General features: G+C 62.1%; 23 protein-coding genes. 10 read left to right on the top strand and 13 right to left on the bottom strand.

All coding sequences use genetic code 11. The features are described 5' to 3' along the window. Positions 1 to 39 precede the first annotated feature (39 nt). Positions 40 to 624, bottom strand: a complete 585-nt coding sequence (locus tag ACW9IN_RS14340) for an acyl carrier protein phosphodiesterase (RefSeq protein WP_457366497.1) — start codon at positions 622 to 624, stop codon at positions 40 to 42. Positions 625 to 778: 154 nt separating this feature from the next. Here ACW9IN_RS14340 and ACW9IN_RS14335 point away from each other — a divergent pair, with 154 nt between their 5' ends. Genes ACW9IN_RS14335 through ACW9IN_RS14325 form a run of 3 tightly spaced genes read left to right on the top strand, consistent with a single transcriptional unit; the run spans position 779 to position 3,368 of the window. Next, positions 779 to 1,105 (top strand): ArsR/SmtB family transcription factor, encoded by a 327-nt coding sequence (locus ACW9IN_RS14335; protein ID WP_457366496.1) that lies wholly within the window; start codon positions 779 to 781, stop codon positions 1,103 to 1,105. 13 nt (positions 1,106 to 1,118) lie between these two features. Beyond that, positions 1,119 to 2,285, top strand: a complete 1,167-nt coding sequence (locus tag ACW9IN_RS14330; protein WP_457366495.1) for an MFS transporter — start codon at positions 1,119 to 1,121, stop codon at positions 2,283 to 2,285. 27 nt (positions 2,286 to 2,312) lie between these two features. Then, positions 2,313 to 3,368, top strand: a complete 1,056-nt coding sequence (locus ACW9IN_RS14325) for an alkene reductase (RefSeq protein WP_457366494.1) — start codon at positions 2,313 to 2,315, stop codon at positions 3,366 to 3,368. Positions 3,369 to 3,639: 271 nt separating this feature from the next. Here ACW9IN_RS14325 and ACW9IN_RS14320 read toward each other — a convergent pair whose 3' ends face one another. Then, positions 3,640 to 4,272, bottom strand: coding sequence for a TetR family transcriptional regulator (locus tag ACW9IN_RS14320; protein WP_457366493.1), 633 nt, complete (start codon positions 4,270 to 4,272; stop codon positions 3,640 to 3,642). Positions 4,273 to 4,537: 265 nt separating this feature from the next. Between ACW9IN_RS14320 and ACW9IN_RS14315 the strand changes: the two genes are divergently transcribed. The 5 genes from ACW9IN_RS14315 (at position 4,538) to ACW9IN_RS14295 (ending at position 12,743) form a co-directional block, all read left to right on the top strand. After that, complete coding sequence (locus ACW9IN_RS14315) at positions 4,538 to 5,683, top strand: efflux RND transporter periplasmic adaptor subunit (RefSeq protein WP_457366492.1); 1,146 nt, start codon at positions 4,538 to 4,540, stop codon at positions 5,681 to 5,683. Between the two features lie 3 nt (positions 5,684 to 5,686). Then, entirely contained in the window at positions 5,687 to 8,845 is a 3,159-nt protein-coding gene (locus tag ACW9IN_RS14310) for an efflux RND transporter permease subunit (RefSeq protein ID WP_457366491.1), read from the top strand. Then, positions 8,845 to 10,302 (top strand): AdeC/AdeK/OprM family multidrug efflux complex outer membrane factor, encoded by a 1,458-nt coding sequence (adeC, locus tag ACW9IN_RS14305; protein WP_457366490.1) that lies wholly within the window; start codon positions 8,845 to 8,847, stop codon positions 10,300 to 10,302. Before ACW9IN_RS14310 ends, adeC begins: the two co-directional genes overlap by 1 nt. 205 nt (positions 10,303 to 10,507) lie before the next feature. Continuing rightward, positions 10,508 to 11,758 (top strand): OprD family porin, encoded by a 1,251-nt coding sequence (locus ACW9IN_RS14300; RefSeq protein ID WP_457366489.1) that lies wholly within the window; start codon positions 10,508 to 10,510, stop codon positions 11,756 to 11,758. An 85-nt stretch (positions 11,759 to 11,843) separates the two neighbouring features. Further along, complete coding sequence (locus ACW9IN_RS14295; RefSeq protein WP_457366488.1) at positions 11,844 to 12,743, top strand: polysaccharide deacetylase family protein; 900 nt, start codon at positions 11,844 to 11,846, stop codon at positions 12,741 to 12,743. Between the two features lie 12 nt (positions 12,744 to 12,755). Here ACW9IN_RS14295 and pcaC read toward each other — a convergent pair whose 3' ends face one another. From pcaC to pcaR, 11 genes are all read right to left on the bottom strand, one after another. After that, positions 12,756 to 13,151 carry a 4-carboxymuconolactone decarboxylase gene (gene pcaC, locus ACW9IN_RS14290; protein WP_457366487.1) on the bottom strand — a complete coding sequence of 132 codons (396 nt, stop codon included), beginning with the start codon at positions 13,149 to 13,151 and terminating at the stop codon, positions 12,756 to 12,758. 55 nt (positions 13,152 to 13,206) lie between these two features. Further along, positions 13,207 to 13,998: a 3-oxoadipate enol-lactonase gene (pcaD, locus tag ACW9IN_RS14285; protein ID WP_457366486.1), complete on the bottom strand. Its 792-nt coding sequence runs from the start codon at positions 13,996 to 13,998 to the stop codon at positions 13,207 to 13,209. A gap of 10 nt (positions 13,999 to 14,008) precedes the next feature. Beyond that, positions 14,009 to 15,364, bottom strand: a complete 1,356-nt coding sequence (locus tag ACW9IN_RS14280) for a 3-carboxy-cis,cis-muconate cycloisomerase (protein WP_457366485.1) — start codon at positions 15,362 to 15,364, stop codon at positions 14,009 to 14,011. Positions 15,365 to 15,374: 10 nt separating this feature from the next. Then, a complete protein-coding gene (locus ACW9IN_RS14275) occupies positions 15,375 to 16,670 on the bottom strand; it encodes an MFS family transporter (protein WP_457366484.1) in 1,296 nt (431 codons plus the stop codon). Between the two features lie 191 nt (positions 16,671 to 16,861). Beyond that, positions 16,862 to 17,428: a protocatechuate 3,4-dioxygenase subunit alpha gene (gene pcaG, locus ACW9IN_RS14270; protein ID WP_457366483.1), complete on the bottom strand. Its 567-nt coding sequence runs from the start codon at positions 17,426 to 17,428 to the stop codon at positions 16,862 to 16,864. A 1-nt stretch (position 17,429) separates the two neighbouring features. Then, positions 17,430 to 18,134 carry a protocatechuate 3,4-dioxygenase subunit beta gene (gene pcaH, locus ACW9IN_RS14265; RefSeq protein WP_457366482.1) on the bottom strand — a complete coding sequence of 235 codons (705 nt, stop codon included), beginning with the start codon at positions 18,132 to 18,134 and terminating at the stop codon, positions 17,430 to 17,432. A gap of 17 nt (positions 18,135 to 18,151) precedes the next feature. After that, entirely contained in the window at positions 18,152 to 19,357 is a 1,206-nt protein-coding gene (gene pcaF, locus ACW9IN_RS14260; RefSeq protein ID WP_457366498.1) for a 3-oxoadipyl-CoA thiolase, read from the bottom strand. After that, positions 19,354 to 20,133, bottom strand: a complete 780-nt coding sequence (locus ACW9IN_RS14255) for a CoA-transferase subunit beta (protein WP_457366481.1) — start codon at positions 20,131 to 20,133, stop codon at positions 19,354 to 19,356. The genes pcaF and ACW9IN_RS14255 overlap by 4 nt, the downstream gene beginning before the upstream one ends. Continuing rightward, positions 20,133 to 20,990, bottom strand: a complete 858-nt coding sequence (locus ACW9IN_RS14250) for a CoA transferase subunit A (RefSeq protein ID WP_457366480.1) — start codon at positions 20,988 to 20,990, stop codon at positions 20,133 to 20,135. Before ACW9IN_RS14250 ends, ACW9IN_RS14255 begins: the two co-directional genes overlap by 1 nt. 299 nt (positions 20,991 to 21,289) lie before the next feature. Next, the gene (locus tag ACW9IN_RS14245; RefSeq protein ID WP_457366479.1) at positions 21,290 to 22,630 is read right to left on the bottom strand and encodes an aromatic acid/H+ symport family MFS transporter; all 1,341 of its coding nucleotides are present in this window, start codon (positions 22,628 to 22,630) and stop codon (positions 21,290 to 21,292) included. Positions 22,631 to 22,773: 143 nt separating this feature from the next. After that, positions 22,774 to 23,616 carry a pca regulon transcriptional regulator PcaR gene (gene pcaR, locus ACW9IN_RS14240; protein WP_457366478.1) on the bottom strand — a complete coding sequence of 281 codons (843 nt, stop codon included), beginning with the start codon at positions 23,614 to 23,616 and terminating at the stop codon, positions 22,774 to 22,776. A 537-nt stretch (positions 23,617 to 24,153) separates the two neighbouring features. Between pcaR and ACW9IN_RS14235 the strand changes: the two genes are divergently transcribed. Beyond that, positions 24,154 to 24,354, top strand: coding sequence for a hypothetical protein (locus tag ACW9IN_RS14235; protein ID WP_457366477.1), 201 nt, complete (start codon positions 24,154 to 24,156; stop codon positions 24,352 to 24,354). A gap of 312 nt (positions 24,355 to 24,666) precedes the next feature. Continuing rightward, positions 24,667 to 26,142, top strand: a complete 1,476-nt coding sequence (locus ACW9IN_RS14230; RefSeq protein WP_457366476.1) for an inorganic phosphate transporter — start codon at positions 24,667 to 24,669, stop codon at positions 26,140 to 26,142. Positions 26,143 to 26,355: the final 213 nt, after the last annotated feature.

Below are 26,355 nucleotides of genomic sequence, written 5' to 3'. Positions count from 1 at the left end.
AATTCAACACCGCCATCGCAGGCAAGCCAGCTCCCACATTTAGTCCTCAGTGATCAGTTGGATTTGTGCGAAGGCTTGCAGCTCGGGGTAGAAAATCCTGAAGTCTTCGCTCAACGGCTCATAAAGCTCACGCAACTCCTGCATCGCAAACCCCAACTCCCCCGGCTGTGTCAGCCGCCGCGAAATCCCTCGCAGCACCTGCTCCATCACCGCGAAGTCACGGTACGAACCCAGCCAGTCATCCGCCGCCATGTAGGGTGCAATCTGCGCCAGGCGCCCCGGCAATTGGGGCTCGGCCGCCAGTACGCGGTACACCTGCGAGGTGAAGCGCTCCAGGGGTTGGTCGGCATACAACACCCAATCCCGCGCCAGGCAGTGGTCGAAAAACACATCGAGGACAATCCCGGCATAACGCCTGCGGGTCAGGCTGAAGCGCGACAACGCCTGCGCCACCAACGGATGACTGTCGGTGTAGCGGTCGATGGCGCGGTGCAGTTGGATCGCCGCTTCGATTTGCGGGCTGAACTGGCCCTGCAGGCGGCCTTTGACGAAATCGCCATAGAGGCTGCCCAGCAGTTGTGCAGGAAGTTGGCCGCCCAGGTGCAGATGTGCGAGATAATTCATGGCGCGCAGTCTAACACTGCCACTCACATATCGTTATAACCCGATATACCGATTCATTCTGGCGTAAGACCAAAATCATATTGGTATATCGGGATAGACCGATTTAAAGTTCGCTTCATCGCGATATAACGCTGTAAGACACCGAGCACCTGCCATGTCCATCGACCTCGACGAAATAATAAAAGCCCTGGCACACCCAGTACGACGAGACATCCTCACCTGGCTGAAAGACCCGAAAGTGCAGTTCCCCGAACAAGTGCACAACCACGAATACGGCATCTGTGCCGGGCAGATCGACCAGCGCTGCGGTTTATCCCAGTCGACCGTGTCGGCCCACCTGGCCACCTTGCAGCGTGCGGGATTGATCAGCAGCCAGAAAGCCGGGCAGTGGCACTTTTTCAAACGCAACGAGGACACGATCCGCGCATTCCTCGAGGCGCTCACCACCGAACTCAGCTCTGAAAGCAGCGAACTGCTGTAACAAGGAACCCCAAATGCCCCTCTCGCTACTCATACTGGCCCTCAGCGCCTTCGCCATCGGTACCACCGAGTTCGTCATCATGGGCTTGCTGCCCGATGTGGCGACGGACCTGGGCGTGTCGATTCCCGGCGCCGGCTGGCTGGTCACCGGCTACGCCCTGGGCGTGGCCATCGGTGCACCGTTCATGGCACTGGCCACCGCCAGGCTGCCACGCAAGGCGGCCCTGGTAGCGTTGATGGGCATCTTCATCATCGGCAACCTGCTCTGTGCCCTCGCCAGCGACTACAACGTGCTGATGTTCGCCCGTGTCGTCACCGCGCTGTGCCACGGTGCCTTCTTTGGTATTGGTTCGGTGGTGGCCGCCAACCTGGTGCCGGCCAACAAACGTGCGTCGGCGGTAGCCCTGATGTTCACCGGCCTGACCCTGGCCAACGTGCTGGGTGTGCCATTGGGCACGGCACTGGGCCAGGAAGCAGGCTGGCGCTCGACCTTCTGGGCGGTGACTGTGATCGGGGTAATCGCGCTGATCGGCCTGATCCGCTTCCTGCCGGCCAAGCGCGACGAAGAAAAACTCGACATGCGCGCCGAACTCGCCGCCCTCAAGGGGGCCGGCATCTGGTTGTCGCTGACCATGACCGCGCTGTTCGCTGCGTCCATGTTCACCCTCTTCACCTACGTCGCGCCGCTGCTTGGCGACGTAACCGGCGTGTCGCCCAAAGGCGTGACCTGGACCCTGCTGCTGATCGGCCTGGGCCTCACCCTGGGCAACATCATCGGCGGCAAGCTGGCGGACAAACGCCTCGCGGCCACCCTGGTGGGTGTGTTCATCAGCATGGCGGTGGTCTCCACCGCGCTGACCTGGACCAGCATCGCCGTGATCCCGACCGAAATCACCCTGTTCCTGTGGGCCACTGCCTCGTTCGCCGCTGTCCCTGCGTTGCAGATCAACGTGGTGACCTTCGGCAAGGCCGCACCGAACCTGGTGTCCACCTTGAACATCGGCGCCTTCAACATCGGCAACGCCCTCGGTGCCTGGGTCGGCGGCAGTGTGATCGCCCACGGTTTCGGCCTGACCAGCGTGCCTTTGGCCGCTGCGGCCCTGGCGATTCTCGCGCTGTTGGTGACCCTGATTACTTTCCGTCAGAGCGGCGATGCCGACCTGGCTCCTGCGACCAACTGATCCACTTCATAGAGAAGGTGTTTTCCCATGACGACTATTTTCGATCCGATCAAACTGGGCGACCTGGAACTGTCGAACCGCATCATCATGGCGCCGCTGACCCGCTGCCGTGCCGACGCCGGTCGCGTGCCCAACGCGCTGATGGCTGAGTACTACGTACAACGCGCTTCCGCCGGCCTGATCCTCAGCGAAGCCACTTCCGTGACGCCACTGGGCGTGGGCTACCCGGATACCCCGGGCATCTGGTCCAACGACCAGGTCCGTGGCTGGGCCAATGTGACCAAGGCCGTACACGGCGCGGGCGGCAAGATCTTCCTGCAACTGTGGCACGTTGGCCGTATTTCCCATCCGTCCTACCTGAACGGCGAAAGCCCGGTGGCCCCAAGCGCCATCCAGCCTAAAGGCCACGTCAGCCTGGTACGTCCGCTGGCCGACTACCCGACGCCGCGTGCCCTGGAAACCGCTGAAATCGCCGACATCGTCGACGCCTACCGCACCGGCGCCGAAAACGCCAAGGCCGCCGGCTTCGACGGCGTGGAAATCCACGGTGCCAACGGCTACCTGCTGGACCAGTTCCTGCAAAGCAGCACCAACCAGCGCACCGACAACTATGGTGGCTCCCTGGAGAACCGTGCCCGCCTGCTGCTGGAAGTGACCGACGCGGCCATTGAAGTCTGGGGCGCCGGCCGCGTGGGCGTGCACCTGGCACCGCGCGCCGACTCCCATGACATGGGCGACGATAACCTGGCGGAAACTTTCACCTACGTCGCCAGCGAACTGGGCAAACGTGGCATCGCGTTCATCTGCTCCCGTGAGAAAGAAGCGGGCGACAGCCTCGGCCCACAATTGAAAAAAGCTTTCGGCGGCCCGTACATCGCCAACGAACGCTTCACCAAGGACAGCGCCAACGCCTGGCTGGCAGCCGGCAAGGCCGATGCGGTGGCCTTTGGCGTACCGTTCATTGCCAACCCGGACCTGCCAGCCCGCCTGAAGGCCGATGCACCACTCAACGAAGCGCACCCGGAGACTTTCTACTCCAAGGGCCCGGTCGGTTACATCGACTACCCGACCTTGGCCATCTGATGTAATGCACTGAAACGAAAAAGCCCCGGCTCGTAGGAGCCGGGGCTTTTTCTTTGGTGAACAGCTATCCAGAGCTCGGGAATAGTCTTACAGGGGTGAGGAAACACTCCTTCACAGCCTTGCAACAAAATCGCTACAAAATACTTAGCCGGCTACCTATCAACTGCAGGCCAGCCCGTATATAAAGTCACCCCACTCATCAAGCATCAGGACGATTAAGCGTCCTTGGGCTTTACTGTTGACACAACCGGACGCAATTTCGCATTTTGTCTTAATTGCGCAGACTAGGGCTCAAGCGCAGCATGTCCAGCCCGATGTCTGCCCAACGCTCGGCGTCCTGATGCAACTGATAGCTGTCGGGCACCAGCAGCCATTGGCCCAGCAGGCCATCGATAAAGGCATGGAGGCACACCGCCCCACGGACGGTGTCGAGGTTTTCCGGAAGTTGCCCGCGATGGACCGCGTTACGCAGTGTCAGGCCGATGCGCAGGTTGCACTCGAGGCTATGGGTCTGGCGCTGGCGGCGCATGTCACACATTTCATCGGTGAATTCGCACTTATGAAACAAAATCTCATTGATGCGTCGGGTTTTCGGGTCCAGAGCCACTTGGTGAAACAGGTGAACCAACAGCTTGCGCAGACACCCCAGCGGGTCGACTTCATCTTCGCTCTCACTGGCCCGGGCCAGCTCGTCCAACGGCTCGTGCAACGTCTCCAGCATGGCCTGCAACAGATCGGCCTTATTGCTGAAATGCCAATAGATGGCCCCACGCGTCACGCCGGCCAGCGTAGCAATATCCGCCAGCGTCGTTCGGGCGACGCCCCGCTCGTAAAAGGCGTGCTCGGCAGCCTGGAGAATCTGGCTGCGGGTTTCCTGAGCTTCCTCTTTGGTGCGACGAACCATGGCAGTAAAACCTCAATCAAGACACTGCGGGGGGTGCTTTTCCCCCGTCTGAATAATAGTGGAGCGCCGCCGTCAGGGGCGCCGAACGTAATAAAATCGAGGCTTTCAGCGCTGCTTTGTCAACATTTCGCACAGCCTGTCAAGAGTTTACAAACAACCGTGAACGTAAGTATATTGCGTAGCAAGCTACTTATCTACTCAGTGCCTGTTTTTTACCCTTCCACACTTCTTGTGCGCACCCTGCGTGCCTGACCCGAGGATCTTCATGCAACTTAAGCCAGCTGTTACCGCTCTGGTCACTGCCGTCGCCCTGGCATCGCTGCTCAGCGGATGTAAAAAGGAAGAAGCGGCTCCGCCCGCTCAAACCCCTCAGGTCGGCGTGGTCACCATTCAACCGCAAGCCTATACCCTGACCTCCGAACTGCCAGGCCGCACCACCGCCTACCGCATCGCGGAAGTTCGCCCTCAGGTCAACGGCATCATTCTCAAGCGCCTGTTCAAGGAAGGCGCGGACGTGAAGGAAGGGCAACAGCTCTACCAGATCGACCCGTCCGTCTACGAGGCCACGCTGAAAAGCGCGCAGGCCAGCCTGACCCAGACCAAGTCCATCACCGACCGCTACAAGCAGTTGGTCGATGAACAAGCCGTCAGCCGTCAGGAATACGACACTGCCGTCGCCAACCGCATGACCGCCGAGGCAAACGTTCAAACCGCCCAGATCAACGTGCGCTACACCAAAGTGTTCGCGCCGATCTCCGGGCGTATCGGCCGTTCTTCGGTGACCGAAGGCGCGCTTGTCAGCAATGGCCAGGCCGACGCCATGGCTGTGATCCAGCAGTTGGACCCGATCTACGTCGACGTCACGCAGTCTTCGGCAGAAATGCTCAAGCTGCGCCGCGACCTGGAAAGCGGCCAACTGCAAAAGGCCGGCGACAACGCTGCCAAGGTCAAGCTGACCCTGGAAGACGGCAGCCAGTACGCCCAGGAAGGCAAGCTGGAGTTCTCCGAAGTGTCGGTTGACGAAACCACCGGTTCCGTGACCCTGCGCGCCGTGTTCCCCAACCCTGATCACCAGTTGCTGCCGGGCATGTTCGTGCACGCCCAGTTGCAGGCCGGTGTGAACAGCAAGGCCATCCTGGCGCCGCAGCAAGGCGTGACCCGCGATCTCAAGGGCATCCCGACCGCGCTGGTGGTGAACAAGGACAACAAGGTCGAGCAACGCGTGCTGGTGGCCAACCGTACCGCCGGCGCCTACTGGCTGGTGGAAAAAGGCCTCGACGCCGGTGACCGCGTGATCACCGAAGGCCTGCAATTCATCAAGCCGGGCATCGAAGTCAAGGTCAAGGACGCCGGCAACGCCAAGCCTGCGGGTTCTGCTGCTCCTGCCGCCGCTGCTGGCAAAGGGGAGTAACCCATGTCGAAATTCTTTATCGACCGTCCCATTTTCGCCTGGGTAATTGCCCTGGTGATCATGCTGGTCGGGGCCCTTTCGATCCTGAAATTGCCCATCAACCAGTACCCGGCCATTGCGCCGACCGCCATCGACATCCAGGTGACCTACCCAGGTGCGTCCGCACAAACCGTGCAAGACACCGTGGTGCAGGTCATCGAGCAACAGCTCAACGGTATCGACAACCTGCGTTATGTCGCCTCGGACAGTAACTCCGACGGCAGCATGACCATCACCGCCACCTTCAACCAGGGCACCAACCCCGACATCGCCCAGGTCCAGGTACAGAACAAGCTGAACCTGGCCACCCCGCTGCTGCCGCAAGAAGTGCAGCAACAGGGTATCCGCGTGACCAAGTCGGTGAAGAACTTCCTGATGGTGATCGGTCTGGTGTCGGAAGACGGCAGCATGACCAAGGACGACCTGTCCAACTACATCGTGTCCAACATCCAGGACCCGATCTCCCGTACTGCGGGCGTCGGTGACTTCCAGGTGTTCGGTTCCCAGTACGCCATGCGTATCTGGCTCGACCCGGCCAAGCTGAACAACTACCAGCTGACGCCGGTGGACGTGAGCAACGCCATCCAGGCCCAGAACGTTCAGGTGGCCACCGGCCAATTGGGCGGCCTGCCTGCCCTGCCCGGTACCCAGCTGAACGCGACCATCATCGGCAAGACGCGCCTGCAGACCCCGGAAGCGTTCGGCAAGATCCTGATGAAGGTGAACACCGACGGTTCGCAGGTTCGCCTGGGCGACGTCGCCCGCATCGAGCTGGGCGGCCAGAACTACAGCATCAGCGCACAGTTCAACGGCAAGCCGGCGTCCGGTATGGCGCTCAAGCTGGCTGCGGGCGCGAACGCCCTGGACACCGCCAAGGCCATCCGTGCCACCGTGGCGTCCCTGGAACCGTTCTTTCCGCCGGGCATGAAAGCCGTGGTGCCGTATGACACCACCCCGGTGGTGACCGAATCGATCTCCGGTGTCGTGGACACCCTGGTCGAGGCGATCGTGCTGGTGTTCCTGGTGATGTTCCTGTTCCTGCAGAACTTCCGCGCCACCATCATCACCACCATGACCGTACCAGTGGTATTGCTGGGTACCTTCGGGATCCTGGCCGCTGCGGGCTTCACCATCAACACCCTGACCATGTTCGGCATGATCCTGGCCATCGGTCTGCTGGTGGACGACGCCATCGTGGTGGTGGAAAACGTCGAGCGGGTCATGGCCGAAGAACACCTGTCGCCCAAAGAGGCAACCGTCAAATCCATGGGCCAGATCCAGGGCGCCCTGGTGGGTATCGCCCTGGTGCTGTCGGCGGTACTGCTGCCAATGGCCTTCTTCGGCGGCTCCACGGGTGTGATCTACCGGCAGTTCTCCATCACCATTGTGTCGGCGATGGCCTTGTCGGTACTGGTTGCACTGATCTTCACCCCGGCGCTGTGCGCCACCATGCTCAAGCCGATCGACCCGGAAAAGCACGGTCAACCCAAGAGCGGTTTCTTCGGCTGGTTCAACCGTACCTTCGACCGTGGCGTACTGAGCTACGAGCGCGGCGTGGGCAACATGATTCGCCACAAGTTTCCGGCGTTCTTGGCCTATGCGCTGATCTTCGCCGGCATGATCTGGATGTTCACGCGTATTCCAAGCGCGTTCCTGCCCGAGGAAGACCAGGGTGTGATCTTTGCCCAGGTACAGACGCCGGTCGGTTCTTCGGCCGAACGTACGCAAAAAGTCATCGACGACATGCGCGCCTACCTGTTGAACGACAAGGAAGGCGAGCCGGGCGAAGGCAAGGCCGTGAAGTCGGTGTTTACCGTGAACGGCTTCAACTTCGCCGGTCGTGGCCAGAGCTCGGGGCTCGCGTTCGTGATGCTCAAGCCGTGGGGCGAGCGTGATGCTTCCCAGTCGGTGTTCGAAGTGGCCAAGCGGGCCCAGGGTTATTTCTTCGGGGCCTTCAAGGACGCGATGGTATTTGCCGTCGTACCGCCTTCCGTACTCGAACTGGGTAACGCCACCGGTTTCGACGTGTTCCTGCAAGACCAGGGCGGCGTCGGCCACCAGAAGCTGATGGACGCACGCAACCAGTTCCTCGGTGCCGCAGCCCAGAGCAAGATCCTGGCGGGTGTGCGCCCCAACGGCGTGAACGATGAACCGCAATACGAACTGACCGTCGACGACGAGAAAGCCAGTGCGCAAGGCATCAGCCTGGCGGACATCCAGCAGACCCTCGCCATCGCGCTGGGTGGCAGCTACATCAACGACTTCATCGACCGTGGTCGTGTGAAGAAGGTGTATGTGCAAGGTGATGCCGCCAGCCGCATGTCGCCGGAAGACCTGACCAAATGGTACGTGCGCAGCCAGTCCGGGAAGATGGTGCCGCTGTCGGCCATCTCCTCCGGCAAGTGGATCTACGGTTCGCCGAAACTCTCGCGGTACAACGGTGTGGCGGCGATGGAAATCCTCGGTACCCCGGCGCCGGGCTACAGCACCGGTGACGCGATGAAGGAAGTCGAGCGCATTGCCAAGGACCTGCCGGCCGGTGTCGGCTACGCGTGGACCGGCCTGTCGTACGAAGAACGCCTGTCCGGCTCCCAGGCTCCAGCGCTGTACGCCCTGTCGCTGCTGGTAGTGTTCCTGTGTCTCGCGGCGCTGTACGAAAGTTGGTCGATTCCGATCGCGGTGGTGCTGGTCGTACCACTGGGGGTGATCGGTGCACTGATCGCCACCAGTTTGCGCGGGTTGTCCAACGACGTGTTCTTCCAGGTGGGCTTGCTGGTGACAGTGGGCCTGGCGGCGAAGAACGCCATCCTGATCGTGGAGTTCGCCAAAGAGCTCCACGAACAAGGCAAAGGCATCGTCGAGGCAGCCATCGAAGCGTCCCGCATGCGTCTGCGCCCGATCATCATGACCTCCATGGCGTTCATGCTCGGCGTACTGCCCCTGGCGATTTCCAGCGGTGCAGGCTCGGGCAGCCAACACGCCATCGGTACCGGCGTAATTGGCGGTATGATCACGGCCACTGTCTTGGCGATCTTCTGGGTGCCACTGTTCTATGCAACCGTGTCCTCCGCAGGCGAACGTAAAAAGACTCACCCTACTGAAACTCCTAAAGAGGCTGGCTAATGAGCAAGTCGCTACTTTCCCTGGCAGTTACGGCATTCGTGCTCAGTGGCTGCTCGCTGATACCTGACTATCAGCGCCCCGAAGCGCCGGTGGCCGCACAGTTCCCGCAGGGGCCGGCGTATTCGTCGGCCCAGGCGCCGAGCCAGGCCGCTGCCGAGCAGGGCTGGAAGCAGTTTTTCCATGACCCTGCCCTGCAACAGCTGATCCAGACCGCACTGGTGAACAACCGCGACCTGCGTGTCGCCGCGTTGAACATCGACGCCTATGCCGCGCAGTACCAGATCCAGCGTGCCGATCTGTTCCCGGCCGTCTCGGCCAATGGCAGCGGCAGTCGCCAGCGTGTGCCGGCCCGTGCCTCGCAGACCGGCGAATCGACCATCACCAGCCAGTACTCGGCCACCCTCGGGATCAGCTCCTACGAGCTGGACCTGTTTGGCCGCGTGCGCAGCCTGAGTGAGGAAGCGCTGCAAAAGTACTTCGCGACTGAAGAAGCGCGCCGCAGCACCCAGATCAGCCTGGTGGCCAGCGTGGCGAATGCCTACCTGACCTGGCAGGCCGACAAGGAACTGCTCAAGCTGACCCAGGACACCCTGGGCGCGTTCGAACAGAGCTACAAGCTGACCTCGCGCAGCAACGAAGTCGGCGTGGCCTCGGCCCTCGACCTCAGCCAGGCGCGTACCTCGGTGGAAAACGCCCGTGTCCAGCTGGCCCGCTATACCCGCCAGGTGGCCCAGGACGAAAACAGCCTGACCCTGCTGCTGGGCGCCGGTCTGCCGGCGAATATCGCCAGCAAGCCACTGTCGGATAACCTGCTCAGCGAAGTGCCCGCCGGGTTGCCGTCGGACCTGCTGCAACGTCGCCCCGACATCGTGCAGGCCGAGTACAACCTCAAGGCCGCCAATGCCAACATCGGCGCAGCCCGTGCAGCGTTCTTCCCCAGCATCAGCCTGACGGCCAACGCCGGTACACTGAGCCCGGACCTCGGCGGCCTGTTCAAAGGCGGCTCGGGGACCTGGTCGTTCGCACCGCAGATCAACATCCCGATCTTCAACGCCGGCAGCCTGCGCGCCAGCCTGGACTACTCGAAGATCCAGAAAGAGATCAACGTGGCGAACTACGAGAAGGCAATCCAGACCGGCTTCCAGGAAGTCTCCGACGGCCTCGCCGCGCGTGAGACCTACAAGCAGCAGCTGGAGGCCCAGCGCGGCTTCGTCGCGGCCAACCAGGACTACTACCGTCTGGCCGAGCGTCGCTACCGCATCGGCGTCGACAGCAACCTGACTTTCCTCGACGCCCAGCGCCAACTGTTCAGTGCCCAGCAGTCGCTGATCACCGACCGCCTGGCGCAGCTCACCAGCGAGGTCAACCTGTACAAGGCCCTCGGCGGTGGCTGGAACGAGCAGACCGCGAAGAACGAGCCGTTGAACGAACAGGCACCGCCGCTGAAGTTGTTCTGATGCCGTTGTAAAAAGTCGCGCTGCTGTAAACAAAACCGCTTTCCTCACCGGAAGCGGTTTTTTTATGCCCGGCCCTCTGTGGCCGGCCTGGCAACTTGCGTTCGATCATCGCCCACAACCCGCCTTCCCCCACTTTCACCGCCCCTGCACCGCCGCGCACCATGGCCGCCACCTGCATAACCCCAATAACAACAGGTCCGACACCATGAGCACTTTTCACCCGCGCCAGCTGCTGCTGGCAACCGCTGTCGCCAGTCTTGCGCTGCCCGTCGTCGCCGACGAACACGGTTTTCTCGAAGACGCCAACGCCAACCTCAACCTGCGCAATTTCTTCTTCAACCGCAACTACACCAACCCGACCAAGGCCCAGGGCAGCGCGCAGGAGTGGACGCAGAGTTTCATCCTCGATGCCAAGTCCGGTTTTACCCAGGGCACGGTAGGGTTCGGCATGGACGTGCTGGGGCTGTACTCGCTGAAGCTCGATGGCGGGCGCGGCACCGGCGGCACCCAGTTGCTGCCGCTGGATCACGACGGGCGCCCGGCGGATGAGTTCGGGCGCCTCGGCGTAGCGTTCAAGGCACGTATTTCCAGGACCGAAGTAAAGGTCGGCGAATGGATGCCGGTGCTGCCGATCCTGCGCTCGGACGATGGCCGCTCCCTGCCGCAAACCCTGCGCGGCGGGCAGATCACCTCGAAGGAAATCGACGGTCTGACCCTCTACGGCGGCCAGTTCCGCGCCAACAGTCCGCGCGACGACAGCAGCATGACGGACATGTCGATGTTCGGAAAAACCGCCTTCACCTCAGACCGCTTCAACTTCCAGGGTGCCGAATACGCGTTCAACGACAAACGCACCCAGGTCGGCCTGTGGAACGCCCAGCTCAAGGACATCTACCGCCAGCAGTTCGTCAACCTGATCCACAGTCAGCCCGTGGGCGACTGGACCCTGGGCGCCAACCTGGGCTTTTTCTACGGCAAGGACGACGGCAGCGCCCGCGCCGGTGAACTGGACAACAAGACCTGGTCCGGGCTGTTCTCCGCCCGATACGGTGGCCATACCTTCTACGTCGGCCTGCAGAAACTCACCGGCAACAGCGCCTGGATGCGCGTCAACGGCACCAGCGGCGGAACCCTGGCCAACGACAGCTACAACGCCAGTTACGACAACGCCCAGGAAAAATCCTGGCAAGTGCGCCACGACTACAACTTCGCCGCCCTCGGCATCCCGGGCCTGACCCTGATGAACCGCTACATCAGCGGCAGTAACGTGCACACCGGCACAATCACCGATGGCCAGGAATGGGGGCGTGAAAGCGAATTGGGCTACACCGTGCAAAGCGGCAGCCTTAAGAACCTCAATGTACGCTGGCGCAACTCCAGCATGCGCCGCGACTACAGCAACAACGAGTTCGACGAAAACCGGTTGATCGTCAGTTACCCGGTGAGCCTGCTGTAAACCGACGCCCCACTTGCGGTAAGGTGCGCGCCTGCCGCTGCGAGCCCCACTGCGCAGCGGCCTCCAGACGAGTCCGGCCCACACCATGAAACCCTTGCGCCTTGCCTTCGCCCTGCTTGCCGTGGCTCTCTGCCTCAGCGGCTGCATCGGCGCACCCATCGCCCTGACGCCGCAAACCGAGCAACGCCTGCAAACCCAGGCGCCGATCCGTTTTCTGCTGACCTTCGACGATGGCCCCAGCGCCTCGGGCTACAACAACCCGAGCCGGTCGGTGGTCGCGGACCTGGCGCACAACCCGATATTGCCGGGCATCAAGGCGGTATTCTTCCTGCAAACCGAGGCCTCGCGCTCCGGCGGCAACCCCCGGGGTCACAAAACCATGGAACGAGAGTACGCCGCCGGGCATCTCCTCGCGTTTCATACCGCCACGGCGTTTCACACCAACCACCGCTGGCTGAACGACGCCGAACTGGAAAGCACCCTCACCCAGGGCAGCGCCGATATCGCTGCGATCACAGGCCAGCCGCCCGTGCTGGTACGTCCGCCGTTCTGGAACTATGACCGCCGCACCTTCGCCGCCTACCAGCGCCATGGCCTGCAAGTATTGCTCACCGACTTGAGCGCCAATGACGGCAAGATCTGGGGCTTCAACGGCAGCCCGCGCCGCCGGGCCAACCTGTACCGGCAGTTGTCGGTGGTACGCGAACACATTGCGCTGGGCGAACTGCCAACGGTGGATGGCGTGATCCCGGTGGTCGTAACCTTCCACGACATCAACCGCTACACCGCGCGCCACCTGCAGGAGTACTTGCAGATCCTGCTCGACAGCGCCCGCATCAATGGCCTGCAGACCGCCGCCGAGCCGTTCTATACCGACACCGCTGGGCTTGAACGTGCGGCGCTGGCGCGCACGGTGAAGGATGTGAACGAGCCGGTGCATCTTCCCGGCGTATGGAATTGGGTGTGGGATGCGGACTCCCACTGATCACATTTCAATTCAGGCTTCGCGGGACTCCACGCCCAGCTCATCCCACACCGACTCCGCCAAATGGAAGGTCGCATTCGCCGCCGGAATCCCGCAGTAGATCGCGCTCTGCATCAGCACTTCCTTGATCTCGGCGCGGGTCACGCCGTTGCTGGCGGCGGCGCGCAGGTGCAGCTTGAGCTCTTCGCTGCGGTTCATGCCGATCAGCATGGCGATGGTGATCAGGCTGCGGGTGTGCCGTGGCAGGCCTGGCCGGGTCCAGATATCGCCCCAGGCGTGGCGGGTGATCATTTCCTGGAACTCGCTGTTGAATTCGCTCAGGGCGTTGAGGCTGCGGTCGACATGGGCGTCGCCCAGCACTTCGCGGCGCACTTGCAGGCCTTCGGCGTAACGTTGTTTCTCGTCCACGACAAATTCTCCGTATTCAAATCGATTACGTGTGGTGAGCGGCATTGCCACCGGTTTAGTACGCCAGCAGAAATTCCAGCACACAATCGCTGAACGCCGCCCCCGCCTGCACGTTGGACAGGTGCGCCGCATAGAACTCGGCATACTCGGCGCCCTGCACATGGGCCTGGATAAAGTGACTGCCGGCGGGCGGCGTCACCGCGTCTTCGCTGCCGGCAATCACCAGGGTCGGAGCCTTGATCGACGACAACTGCTCACGAAAATCCGCATCGCGCACGGCGCCGCAGTTGGCCGCATAGCCTTCAGGCGAAGTGGCCGCCAACATATCGGTGATCAGCTTGGCCTGGTCAGGCCGGGCTTCGGCGAAATCGGCGGTGAACCAACGCGCAATCGATGCATCGCGCAGCGCGACCATCGCCGCAGTGCCGTCGCGCAAGACCATCTCGATGCGCGGGTTCCATACCTCGGGCGTGCCGATTTTGGCGGCGGTGTTGCATACCACCAACCGGTTCAGGCGCTCGCCCGCGTGAATCCCCAACCATTGGCCAATCAAACCGCCCATGGACAAGCCACAGAAATGCGCGCGTTGAATCTCCAGCGCATCCAACAGCGCGATCACATCGCGGCCCAACTGTTCGATGCGGTAAGGGCCCGGGGTCACCAGGGATTTGCCATGGCCGCGGGTGTCGAAACGCAGCACACGAAAATGCTCGGTGAACGCCGGGATCTGGATATCCCACATGTGCAGGTCGGTGCCCAGCGAGTTGGACAGCACCAGCACCGGCGCCCCCTCCGGCCCATCCAGTTGGTAATGCAGGTCGCCGTCGGCAAGGTGGACAAAAGGCACAGCGTTCTCCTCAAGCAAAGTGTTCGGTGACGGCACGGGTGACCCAGGTCTGGGCCTGGCCAAGGTAGTGGGCCGGGTCGAGCAGACGGTCCAGTTCGGCGGCGGACAACTCGGCGGTGACCTGCGGCTCATCGGCCAGCACCGCACGCAAATGCCGCCCTTGCGCAACGGCACGCTTGCAGGCTTGCTCCAGCAGATGGTGCGCGGTCTCGCGACCCAGGCGCTGGGCGAGCACAATGCTCACCGCTTCGGCCAGCACCAGCCCCTGGGTCAGGTCGAGATTTTTTCCCATGCGCTCGGCGTCGACTTCCAGGCCTTCGCTCACCAGCAACGCCTGTTGCAGCGCACCGGAAACCACACGGCAAATCTCCGGCAGGGTCTCCCATTCGGCATGCCACAGGCCCAGGCTGCGCTCGTGTTCCTGGGGCATGGCGCTGAACATCGTCGCCACCAGCCCGGGCACTCGGGTCGCAGCGCTGATCAACACCGCCGCGCCCACCGGGTTGCGCTTGTGGGGCATGGTGGACGAGCCGCCCTTGCCCGGCGCCGAGGGCTCGAAGACTTCCGCCGCTTCGGTCTGCATCAACAAACTCACATCGCGCCCCAGCTTGCCGAGGCTGCCGGCGATCAGGCCCAACACACTGGCGAACTCCACCAGACGGTCGCGCTGGGTGTGCCAGGGTTGTTCGGGCAGTCCCAGTTGTAGCTCTTCGGCCAACGCCGCGGCCACCGGCATGGCCTGCTCGCCCAGCGCCGCCAGGGTGCCGGACGCGCCACCGAACTGCAGCACCAGCAGGCGCGGTTTCAGCTCGGCAAGTCGCTGCCGGCTACGCGTCACCGCCCCCAGCCAACCGGCGATCTTCATCCCCAGGGTGACGGGCGTTGCATGCTGCAACCAGGTCCGCCCGGCCAGGGGAACAGCGGCATAACGCTGGGCCTGAGCGGCCAGAACATCGCCCAGGCGCGCCAGGTCCTTCTCGATCAGCGCCAACGCCCGCCGCAGTTGCAGCACCAGGCCGGTGTCCATCACATCCTGGCTGGTCGCGCCCAGATGTACGTAACGCTCGGCCCCGGCATCTTCTGCGGCAATCAAGGTGCCCAACGCTTTCACCAGCGGAATCGCCGAATTCCCCGCCGTGGCAATCGCCACGCCGAGGGCATCCACGTCGTACAGCGAGGCCAGGCAAGCCTGGGCGATCGGCGCGACGGCGGCCTGGGGAATCACTCCCACCCGGGCCTGGGCCCGGGCCAGCGCCGCTTCGAAATCCAGCATGCCCTGAAGCCGGCCCTGGTCGCAGAACACCTCGGCCATGCTGCCCGTCGTGAAGTAAGCGTCGAACAATTGATTGCCCGTGCGCAGTGTCATAACGCGTCCCTTACAGATCGTGGTGCAAGTACTCCGCCTGTTTCGGCAGGCGCAGGCTGAACAGGAAGGCCACGGCCATCATGCCGGTGACGTACCAGTAGAAGGTGTTTTCCATGCCCATGGACTTGAGGCCCAGGGCCACATATTCCGCCGAGCCACCAAAGATTGCGTTGGCCACCGCATACGCCAGGCCCACACCCAGGGCACGCACGTGAGGCGGGAACATTTCCGCTTTCACCAGGCCGCTGATGGAGGTGTAGAAACTCACGATGGCCAGGGCCAGGGAGATCAGCACAAAGGCCAGGAACGTGCTGGTCACGGTCTTCAGCGTCAGCAGGATCGGCACCGTGCACAGGGTGCCGAGGGCACCGAACCAGAGCATCGAATTACGTCGACCGATCTTGTCGGAGAGCATGCCGAACAACGGCTGCATGCACATGTACAGGAACAGCGCGCCGGTCATGATGTAGCTGGCGGTCTTGGCGTGCATCCCGGCGGTGTTTACCAGGTACTTCTGCATGTAGGTGGTAAAGGTGTAGAAAATCAGCGAGCCACCGGCGGTATAACCCAGCACAGTAATAAACGCGGCTTTGTGATGACGGAACAGCGCGGCCATGCTGCCGGCGTCCTTGTCCTGACGCATTTCCTTGCTGGTGGTTTCCTTCAGGGAGCGGCGCAGCAACAACGAAATCACGGCGGCAATGGCGCCGATCACGAACGGAATCCGCCAGCCCCAGGCCCGCAGCTCTTCTTCGCTGAGGATCTGTTGCAGGATCACCACCACCAGCACCGCCAGCAGTTGCCCGCCGATCAGGGTCACGTACTGGAAGGAGGCGAAGAAACCGCGTTGGCCCTTAAGCGCGACCTCACTCATGTAAGTCGCAGTGGTGCCGTATTCGCCGCCCACCGACAGGCCCTGGAACAGCCGCGCCACCAACAGCAACGCCGGGGCCCAGGCACCGATGTCCTTGTAGGTGGGCAGAAAGGCGATGACCAGCGAGCCGGCGCACATCATCAGCACCGAGATCATCATCGAGTTTTTGCGACCATGTTTGTCGGCCACCCGGCCAAACAGCCAGCCGCCGATAGGCCGCATCAGGAACCCGGCGGCGAACACGCCGGCGGTGTTGAGCAGTTGGACCGTGGGGTCGTCCGACGGGAAAAACGCCGGGGCAAAGTAGATGGCACAGAAGGCATAAACGTAGAAGTCGAACCATTCGACCAGGTTGCCGGAGGAGGCCCCGACAATTGCAAAAATCCGTTTGCTGCGTTCTTCTCCGGTGTAGTGACTCGTTGTTGTTGTCATGTTTTTTTCACTCAGTGGGAACGGGTATAGCCTAGACATACTTTGCAACAACCATGTTCCGCAAGCAGACTTTTGGATAGGGGTTGTTTGAACGGGCGTCATCGCGGGCAAGCCCGCTCCCACAATTTGATTTGTGAATACATTCGAAATGTGGGAGCTGGCTTGCCTGCGATGGGGCCCTCAAGACCAACTCAATAATCGAAGAACACCGTCTCCCTGTCCGTGCCCTGCAAGATCACATTCCACTGATGCACACCCTCTGCATCAGGCTTGGCAATCAAGGTGTTGCGCCGTTCTGACGGCACACACCCCAGCAGCGGGTCATCGCCATTCAGCGCTTCACCGTCAAAATAAATCCGCGTCAACAGGTGCTTCACCAACCCACGGGCAAACACCAGCACCACCAGGTGCGGCGCTTGGGTGGTGCCGTGCAATCCCGGCACGGCGCCGGGCTTGATGGTGGTGAAGCGAAACCGCCCTTCCCCATCGACCGGCACCCGTCCAAAGCCTTCGAAGCTGGGGTCTACAGCCTTGTCCTGCTCATCTTCCGGGTGGTCGTATTTGCCGGCGGCATTGGCCTGCCAGACCTCGAGCATGGCGTCATTGACGACATCGCCATTGCCATCCACCACCTGACCGCTGATCGCCACGCGCTCGCCGAGGGTGGCGGCAGTGGTCAGGTCTTCGCGGTTCAGCCAGGTCAGGCCGATGTGGTAATACGGCCCGACGGTGTGGGACGTGGTCGCGTTGAGTGTCATCTCATTTCTCCATCGGCGTAGCGTCGCGGCCACGCAGGACGATGTCCCAGCGGTAGCCGAGGGCATAGGAAGGAATGGTTTTTTCCAGGTCGAAACGCGCGATCAAGCGTTCCTTGGCCGAGGTGTCCGGTACGCAGTTGTAGATCGGGTCATATTCCAGCAGCGGGTCGCCGGGGAAGTACATCTGTGTGACCAGTCGCGTCAGCACGCTGGGGCCGAACAGCGAAAAGTGGATGTGCGCCGGGCGCCACGCGTTGTGGTGGTTGCCCCACGGGTAGGCGCCAGGCTTGATGGTCTGGAACTGGTACCAGCCATCGGCATCGGTGACGGTGCGCCCGGTGCCGCTGAAGTTCGGGTCCAGCGGCGCGTCGTGCAGGTCGCGCTTGTGGTTGTAGCGCCCGGCGGCGTTGGCCTGCCAGATCTCCACGAGAATGCCCGGCACCGGCAGGCCGTTTTCATCCAGCACGCGCCCGTGAATGATGATGCGCTCGCCCTGGGGCTCGCCGTCATGCTGGGCAGTGAGGTCGTTGTCCTTCGGGTTGACCCGCTCGGCGCCGATGGTCGGGCCGGTGATTTCCGACAGGGAATGGGGCAGAAACACCAGCGGCTTGGACGGCGAACGCAGGTTCGTCGACTGATAGGCCGGGTGCAGGTAATCAGGTTGAGTGCCCGCTTGCGGGCGCCGGTAACCGGGCTTGTCACTCATGAAGCCATCCTCTCTTGTTAGATGCGTTCAATCGCCAGGGCCAGGCCTTGGCCGACACCCACGCACATGGTCGCAAGGCCCTTGCGGCCGCCGGTTTTTTCCAACTGATGCAAGGCGGTCAACACCAGGCGCGCGCCGCTCATGCCCAGCGGGTGGCCGAGGGCGATCGCGCCGCCGTTCGGGTTGACCTGCGGCGCGTCGTCGGCGATGCCCAGCTCGCGCAACACCGCCAAGCCTTGGCTGGCGAAGGCTTCGTTGAGTTCGATCACGTCGAAATCGGTCACCGCCAGGCCGAGGCGCTCCACCAGCTTGCGAACCGCCGGAACCGGGCCGATGCCCATCACACGCGGCGCCACACCGGCGCTGGCCATGCCCAGCACACGGGCGCGGGCGGTCAGGCCGTGTTGCTTGACCGCCTCGGCGGAAGCCAGGATCAACGCCGCCGCCCCGTCATTCACGCCGGAGGCATTGCCGGCGGTGACCGTCTTGTCCGGGCCATTGACCGGTTTGAGTCTGGTCAACGCTTCCAGGGTGGTGTCGGCCCGTGGGTGTTCATCGTGTTCAACGAGGGTCTCGCCTTTTTTGTGGGCGATGCGCACCGGCACGATCTCTTCGGCGAAGAACCCGGCCGCCTGCGCGGCAGCGGTGCGTTGTTGGCTGCGCAGGGCAAAGGCGTCCTGGTCGGCACGGGATACCTTGTAGTCGTCAGCGACGTTGTCGGCGGTTTGCGGCATCGCATCCACGCCGTACTGGGCCTTCATCAGCGGGTTGATGAAACGCCAGCCGATGGTGGTGTCTTCCAGCTTCATGTTGCGTGAGAACGCCGTGTCGGCCTTGCCCATCACGAACGGCGCGCGGGACATCGACTCGACACCACCGGCCAGCGCCAACTCCATTTCCCCACTGGCGATGGCACGGAAAGCGGTGCCGATTGCATCCATGCCCGAAGCGCACAGGCGGTTGAGGGTCACACCCGGAATGCTGTCCGGCAACCCGGCCAGCAACAGCGCCATGCGCGCCACGTTGCGGTTGTCTTCACCGGCCTGGTTGGCGCAGCCGAGGAACACTTCATCCACCGCGCTCCAGTCCACCGACGGGTTGCGCTCGATCAGTGCCTTGATCGGCAGCGCCGCCAGGTCGTCGGCACGCACGGTGGACAGGCCCCCGCCGAAACGGCCGATGGGGGTACGAATGGCGTCACAGATAAATACGTCGCGCATCAGGCTTCTCCCGGCGCTTGGCCATGGGCTGCGGCGGTGCGGGCTTCGAGGTCGCGCAAGGCCGTCAATTCGGTTTCGGTGGGTTCGGCAGTGGTGCTCACTTCAGCGGCAAACCGAACCGGCCAGCCGGTCGCGGCCACCACTTGCTCGCGGGTCACGCCAGGGTGCAGCGCGGTGACCACGAATTCATGGGTGCCGGCTTCCGGCTCCATGATGCACAGGTCGGTAATGATGCCTACAGGCCCGGCGCCCGGCAGGCCGAGGCGTTTGCGCGAATCGCCGCCTTCGCCGTGACCGACCGAGGTGATGAAGTCCAGCTTGTCGACAAACGAGCGCGCCGACTGCTTGAGGATGATCAGCACGCTCTTGGCGGAACCGGCGATTTCCGGCGCGCCACCGGCACCCGGCAAACGAACCTTGGGCTGATGATAGTCACCCACCACGGTGGTGTTGATGTTGCCGAAACGGTCGACCTGGGCCGCACCGAGGAAGCCTACGTCGATACGTCCGCCCTGCAGCCAGTAGCGAAAGATCTCGCCGGTCGGCACCACGGTATCCGCGGTTTCGGCCAGTTCGCCGTCACCGATGGACAGCGGCAGCACCGAGGGTTTGGCGCCAATCGGGCCGGATTCGTAGATCAGCACCACGTCCGGCGACGAGGTCAGGCGCGCCAGGTTGGCGGCCTTGGACGGCAGGCCGATGCCGACAAAGCAGACGGAGCCGTTCTTGAGGCGGCGCGCCGCGGCGACGGTCATCATTTCATTGGTGGAGTAAGCCATTACTGAGCCTCCTGCGCGGTGGCCAGCTTGGCCTGGAATTCACTGAAGTCGGCGGTGCCGTGGATGTATTCGTCGATCCAGGCAGTAAAAGTCCCACGGTCACGGGCAATCGGGTCCCACGCCTGATAAAAGCGGTTGTCGCGCTCGGTGTAACCGTGGGCGTATGACGGGTGCGCGCCGCCTGGCACATGGCACACGGCGGTCAGTGCCCAGGTCGGCAACACACAGGCATTCATCGGGGCGTTCAGGTCGTCGACGATCTCCTCGACGGTCACGATGCAGCGTTTGGCTGCCAGGGCCGCTTCCTTCTGCACCCCCAGAATGCCCCACAGCAGTACGTTGCCCTTGCGGTCGGCTTTTTGCGCGTGGATCACCGTGACGTCCGGACGCACTGAAGGCACCGCCGCCAGCACTTCGCCGGTGAACGGGCAGGTCACGCTCTTGATCAACGGGTTGACCTTGGGCAGGTCGGAACCGGCGTAGGCACGCAGCACGGCGAACGGCAGGCCGGAAGCGCCGGCGACGTAGGCATTGGCCAGGTCAGCGTGGCTGTGTTCTTCGATTTCCAGCGGTTGCGGCCATTGCTTCTCCACCGCGTCACGCAGGCGATGCAGGGAGCCCACGCCCGGGTTGCCGCCCCAGGAGAAAATCAACTTGCGGGCACAACCGGCGCCAATCAACTGGTCGTAGATCAGGTCAGGCGTCATGCGCACCAACGTCAGGTCTTTCTTGCCCTGACGAATGATTTCATGACCCGCTGCCGTAGGGATCAGGTGGGTGAAGCCTTCCAGTGCAACGGTATCGCCGTCGTTCACGAAGTGCTTCACCGCGTCGCGCAGCGCAAGAATTTCAGCCATGGGGTTCGGGCTCCCGGTGTGGATCGAAAAAGGCGCTGAGGTGGCGCCGAAGTGCTTGAAGGTTAAGCCGGGGAAATGGGTCAAACAATCCGATAATCGACTCAGTGTTCGATTATCGAACAGATTGTTATCTTGCTAACCATCCGGACCCACACGGTGCATGTGGAAGCTGGCTTTTGTGGGAGCGGGCTTGCTCGCGAATGCGGTGGGTCAACCGAAATATCTGTGACTGACACACCGTCTTCGCGGGCAAGCCCGCTCCCACATTGGTTGTTCCCACATTTTTACCGCGTCGGGCCTCAGGTGGCGTCGGCGTGGCTGACCAGCCCCTTGATCACCACTGCCGCAGTGGCCAGCGCAGCGGGAATCACCAACGCGGTGAGCACCTGTTCGAAGTGCCAGCCCAGGCCCAGCAGCGTGGCGCCCATCCAGGCCCCCAGGATGGCGCCGAAGCGACCAATGCCAAGCATCCACGACACGCCGGTGGCGCGACCCTGGGTGGGGTAGAAACGTGCCGCCAGGGAGGGCATCGCCGATTGCGCGCCGTTGACGCACATCCCGGCGATCAGCACCAGCGTCGCCAGCAGCGTGATGTTGCCCAGGCTCTGTCCCACCGCGTAGGCAAACACCCCGGCCAGCAGGTAGAAAGTGCCGATAACCTTGTGGGGATTGAAGCGATCCATCGCCCAGCCCACACCGACCGCACTCAACACGCCACCGAACTGGAACAGCGCACCGATGAACGCGGCCTGCTCCAGGCTCGCGCCACTGTCACGCATCAGGGTCGGCAGCCAGCTGGTCAGCAGGTACACGATGACCAGGCCCATGAAATAAGTCAGCCACAGCAGCAAGGTGCCGGCGCTGTAGGTACCGGAGAAAATCACCGCGAACACGTTGCGAGCCTTGACGGTTTTTTGCTCGGGCACGCTGAAGCTGGTGGCCTGGGCAACGATGCCGGGCTCGATGGGCGACAGGGTTTTGCGCACCTTGTCCGTGCCCCGGTTGCGCACCACCAGGTAACGCGCCGACTCCGGCAGCCACAGCATCAGGACCACCACCAATATCAGCGGGAGGATGCCACCGATCATCAACAGCGCATGCCAGCCGAACGCCGGGATCAGCTTGGCCGAAATAAACCCGCCACCGGCCATGCCCAGATTGAAACCACAAAACATGCTGGTGACCAACAGCGACTTGTGCCGTTCAGGCGTGTATTCGGACAGCAGCGTGGTGGCATTCGGCATGCCGGCGCCCAGGCCCAGCCCGGTGAGGAAACGCAGCACCAGCAGCTGGTCGACGTTGCTGCTGTAGGCTGACGCCAGGCTGAAGGCACCGAACACCAGCACCGCGCCCACCAGCACGACTTTGCGGCCAAAACGGTCGGCCAGCGGGCCGGAACCCAGGGCACCGAACACCATGCCGATCAATGCGGCACTCATCACCGGGCCGAGGCTGGCGCGGTCGATGCCCCAGTCCTGGGACAGGGCCGGCGCAATAAAGCCCATGGCGGCGGTGTCGAGGCCATCGAGGAAAACGATCAGGAAACACAGGATCACCACGCGCCACTGATAGCGCGACAGTGGCTGGGCGTTGATAAAGGACTGCACGTCCAGGGGAGTACCGACAGAAGGCTGATTCATTATTTTTATTTCCACACCGGGGGCGGGCTGACGACCTGCGGCCATCGTTGTTATGGAGCACTCTGGGAGCGCTGCCGCACATTAATAAGCCGGGGGAAACACCGTCAATTCATCAGACCGGGATCTGTGCGATCACCGAACACTTAGGCAAACAGCTGCGCGCTCAACTCTCGGCTGGCACTGAGCATGCTCGGCAGGAATCGCTGCTCGAGCTCGCTGCGGCTGACCCGGGCCGCGTGGGTGCTGACGTTGAGCGCCGCCAGCACCTGGCCGGACGCGTCATACACCGGCACCGCAATGGACCGCAGCCCCTGCTCCAATTCCTGATCGACGATGCACCAACCCTGCTGTCGCACTTGCTGCAAGCATTCGAACAAGGCCTGGGGCGTGGTGAGGGTGCGGCTGGTCTTGGTTTGCAGGTCGGCATGGTCGAGGTAGTCCTGCAGCGAAGCGTCATCCAGTGCCGCCAACAGGATGCGGCCCATGGACGTGCAATACGCCGGCAGCCGGCCACCGACCGACAGGTCCACGGAAATCAGGCGCTGAGTGGTGGCCGAACGGGCGATGTAGAGGATGTCGTCGCCTTCGAGCGTAGCCATGTTGCAGGCTTCGTGCAGTTGCTCGCTCATGCGGTCCAGATAGGGCTGGGCCGACACCGCCAGGGGTGTGGACGACAAATAGGCATGACCCAGGGTCAGGACCTTGGGCAGCAGTGAGTAGGTACGCCCGTCGGTGGTGGCGTAGCCGAGTTTGATCAGGGTGTGCAGGCATCGGCGCACGGCGGCGCGGGGGATTTCCGTACGGTGACTGATCTGGGCAATGGTCAGGTGACGCTTGCGCTCCTGGAACGCCTGCACTACGGCAAGGCCCCGGGCCAGGGAGGTCATGAAGTCCGGATCGCCGGTAAGGGCCTGGATGCGCTTGGCCGGGGAGGCAACGATCGGGGGCGCCACTGACGCGAAGGAGTTGCGCAATTGATCGTTCATCTCGGGATCCTTTCTCTTGTTTTTGATCACTGGGAGGGTTGGCGGCTATTACAAGCCGCGCCTGTCGGGATGCACAAGACGGCATCGGCAACATTGTGCGATTATCGGACAGCCATTCGATTATCGCAATTTTGACACGCACTATCGTGCTGCCCCCTTAAAGTGGAAGTTTGCTGTAATGCGCTTGGATGCCCGCAAAATTTATGGCGCCAGAAACTCAACAAGTTCCGACGCTGTCGTGTAACAAAACGCTCACACAAAGTGGGCAGTTTTTAACTTCAGAGTGATAGTTTTATTCGAATGCATCGTTATACTACGGCCTGTATGGCGTTCAGCGCTGCTCATACCGGGATCGGACTTCGCCACTCATGCACACACCGTGCACAGCAGTTCGCAAGTATCTGTCCGGAAGGACAGCCGGCAAGAGTCACCGCCCGGCCTGTTTCAAACTTGAAGGGTTCAATTTGAAATACCTCGCGGTCGGTATTCAGGAATAACGCTCTACTGTCATGACCCTCAACTTAATTAGGTAATACTGTGACGAAAGATGAACTGCGCGCGGAACTTGAGCGCCAGGAGCAACGTTACAAGGATGTTTACGGCGGAGAAGTCACCACTTACGCCGCCCAACCGGAACCTGAACGCAAACCCTGGCGCAAACGAGCCAGCCTGCTCGATCAGGCCTTCGCTCAGGAAATCCAGAAGATTGAACAGGAACTCAAGGCCGACGAGCCCTGAGCCCTTCGGTTCGAGCCCTTGGTCAAGTCTCGGTAGCTGGCTTATGGCTAGCAGCCGGAAAGCTTGCCTCTCTCGGTCAGCCGTGAAATTTCATACAAATGTTTCAGACTTGACGTTTTGATGACAAAACGCCCTGTTACTCGGCCCAGGCTTTATAAATCAAAGACTTGTCAAAGCCCCGTAAACCCTGGGATGCATGGGATTCCCACGTTTTTTTTCATTGAAGATTGTTACCGATGAGCAGCTAGTGCATCGATTACCAAGGTTTTCTGGCATAATCGCGCCCCCTTACGACCGGGTCAGAAAACCTTCATGATCGATTTATTCAGCGGACTGGATGCTTGGGTTCTAGTGAGCCTGTTGCTCGCCCTGGCCTTTGTCCTCGCCTTCGAGTTCATCAATGGCTTTCATGACACCGCTAACGCGGTGGCCACAGTCATCTACACCAAAGCCATGCCACCTCACCTGGCCGTGTTCTTCTCCGGGGTGTTCAACTTCCTCGGCGTGCTGCTCGGCGGTGTGGGTGTCGCCTATGCCATCGTGCACTTGCTGCCGGTGGAGTTGCTGATCAATGTGAACACCGGCCACGGCCTGGCCATGGTCTTCTCGTTGCTGGCAGCCGCCATCACCTGGAACCTGGGGACCTGGTACTTCGGTATTCCCGCTTCCAGCTCCCATACCCTGATCGGTTCGATCCTCGGCGTCGGTCTGGCCAACGCCCTGATCAACGACATTCCTCTGGCGGACGGGGTGAACTGGCAGAAAGCGATCGATATCGGCGCCTCCCTGGTGTTCTCGCCAATGGCGGGCTTCCTGGTCGCCGCACTGGTGCTGATCGGCCTCAAATGGTGGCGCCCGCTGTCCAAGATGCACAAAACCCCGGACCAGCGCCGCAAGCTCGACGACAAGAAGCACCCGCCCTTCTGGAACCGCCTGGTCCTGGTGATTTCCGCCATGGCCGTGAGTTTCGTGCACGGTTCCAACGACGGCCAGAAGGGTATTGGCCTGATCATGCTGGTGCTGATCGGCATCGTTCCGGCGCAATTCGTACTCGACCTGGGCAGCACCACTTACCAGATCGAACGCACCCGCGACGCCACCGTGCACCTGAGCCAGTTCTATCAGCGCAATAACGCGACCCTCGGCGAGTTCCTGGCCTTGGGCAAAAGCGTGAAAGACGACCTGCCCGGCAAGTTCCAGTGCAACCCGCAGCAGACCGAGCCAACCATCAATGCGCTGGTCAGCACCCTCAAAGGTGTTTCCGACTATCACTCGCTGACCGCCGAACACCGTATCGAAGTGCGCCGTTACTTGCTGTGCCTGGACGACACCGCGAAGAAAGTCGGCAAGTTGCCGGGCCTGGATGCGCGTGAGAAGTCCGACCTCGACAAGTTGCGCAAGGACCTGACCGCCACCACCGAATACGCCCCGTTCTGGGTGATCCTCGCCGTGGCACTGGCTTTGGGCCTGGGCACCATGGTCGGCTGGAAACGCGTGGTACTGACCATCGGTGAAAAGATCGGCAAGCAGGGCATGACCTATGCCCAGGGCATGTCGGCCCAGATCACCACCGCCAGCATGATCGGCCTGGCCAACATCTTCAGCCTGCCGGTGTCCACCACCCACGTACTGTCCTCGGGCGTGGCCGGCACCATGGTCGCCAACAAGAGCGGCCTGCAAGGCGGCACCGTGAAGACCATCCTGATGGCCTGGGTACTCACCCTGCCCGCCACCGTGGGCCTGTCGGCCGGGTTGTTCTGGCTGGCGTCCAAGGCGCTGGGCAGTTGATAAAACGCCCGCAATAAAAAAGGTGCGATCCGCGAGGTTCGCACCTTTTTTATTGCCTGACTTTAAATCCGTCACGGTCCAATTGTGGGAGCCGGGCTTGCCCGCGATTGCGCGGGGCCAGCCAAAACATCATCGACTGACACTCCGCTATCGCGGGCAAGCCCGGCTCCCACAGTTGATCTTCGTTTGTTAAATAGCAGGCAAAAAAAAGGG

It is taken from the genome of Pseudomonas sp. SDO5271_S396 (assembly GCF_054071795.1).
The sequence above is the reverse complement of the archived record's forward strand: the minus strand, read 5'-3'. Positions and strand labels throughout refer to the sequence as shown.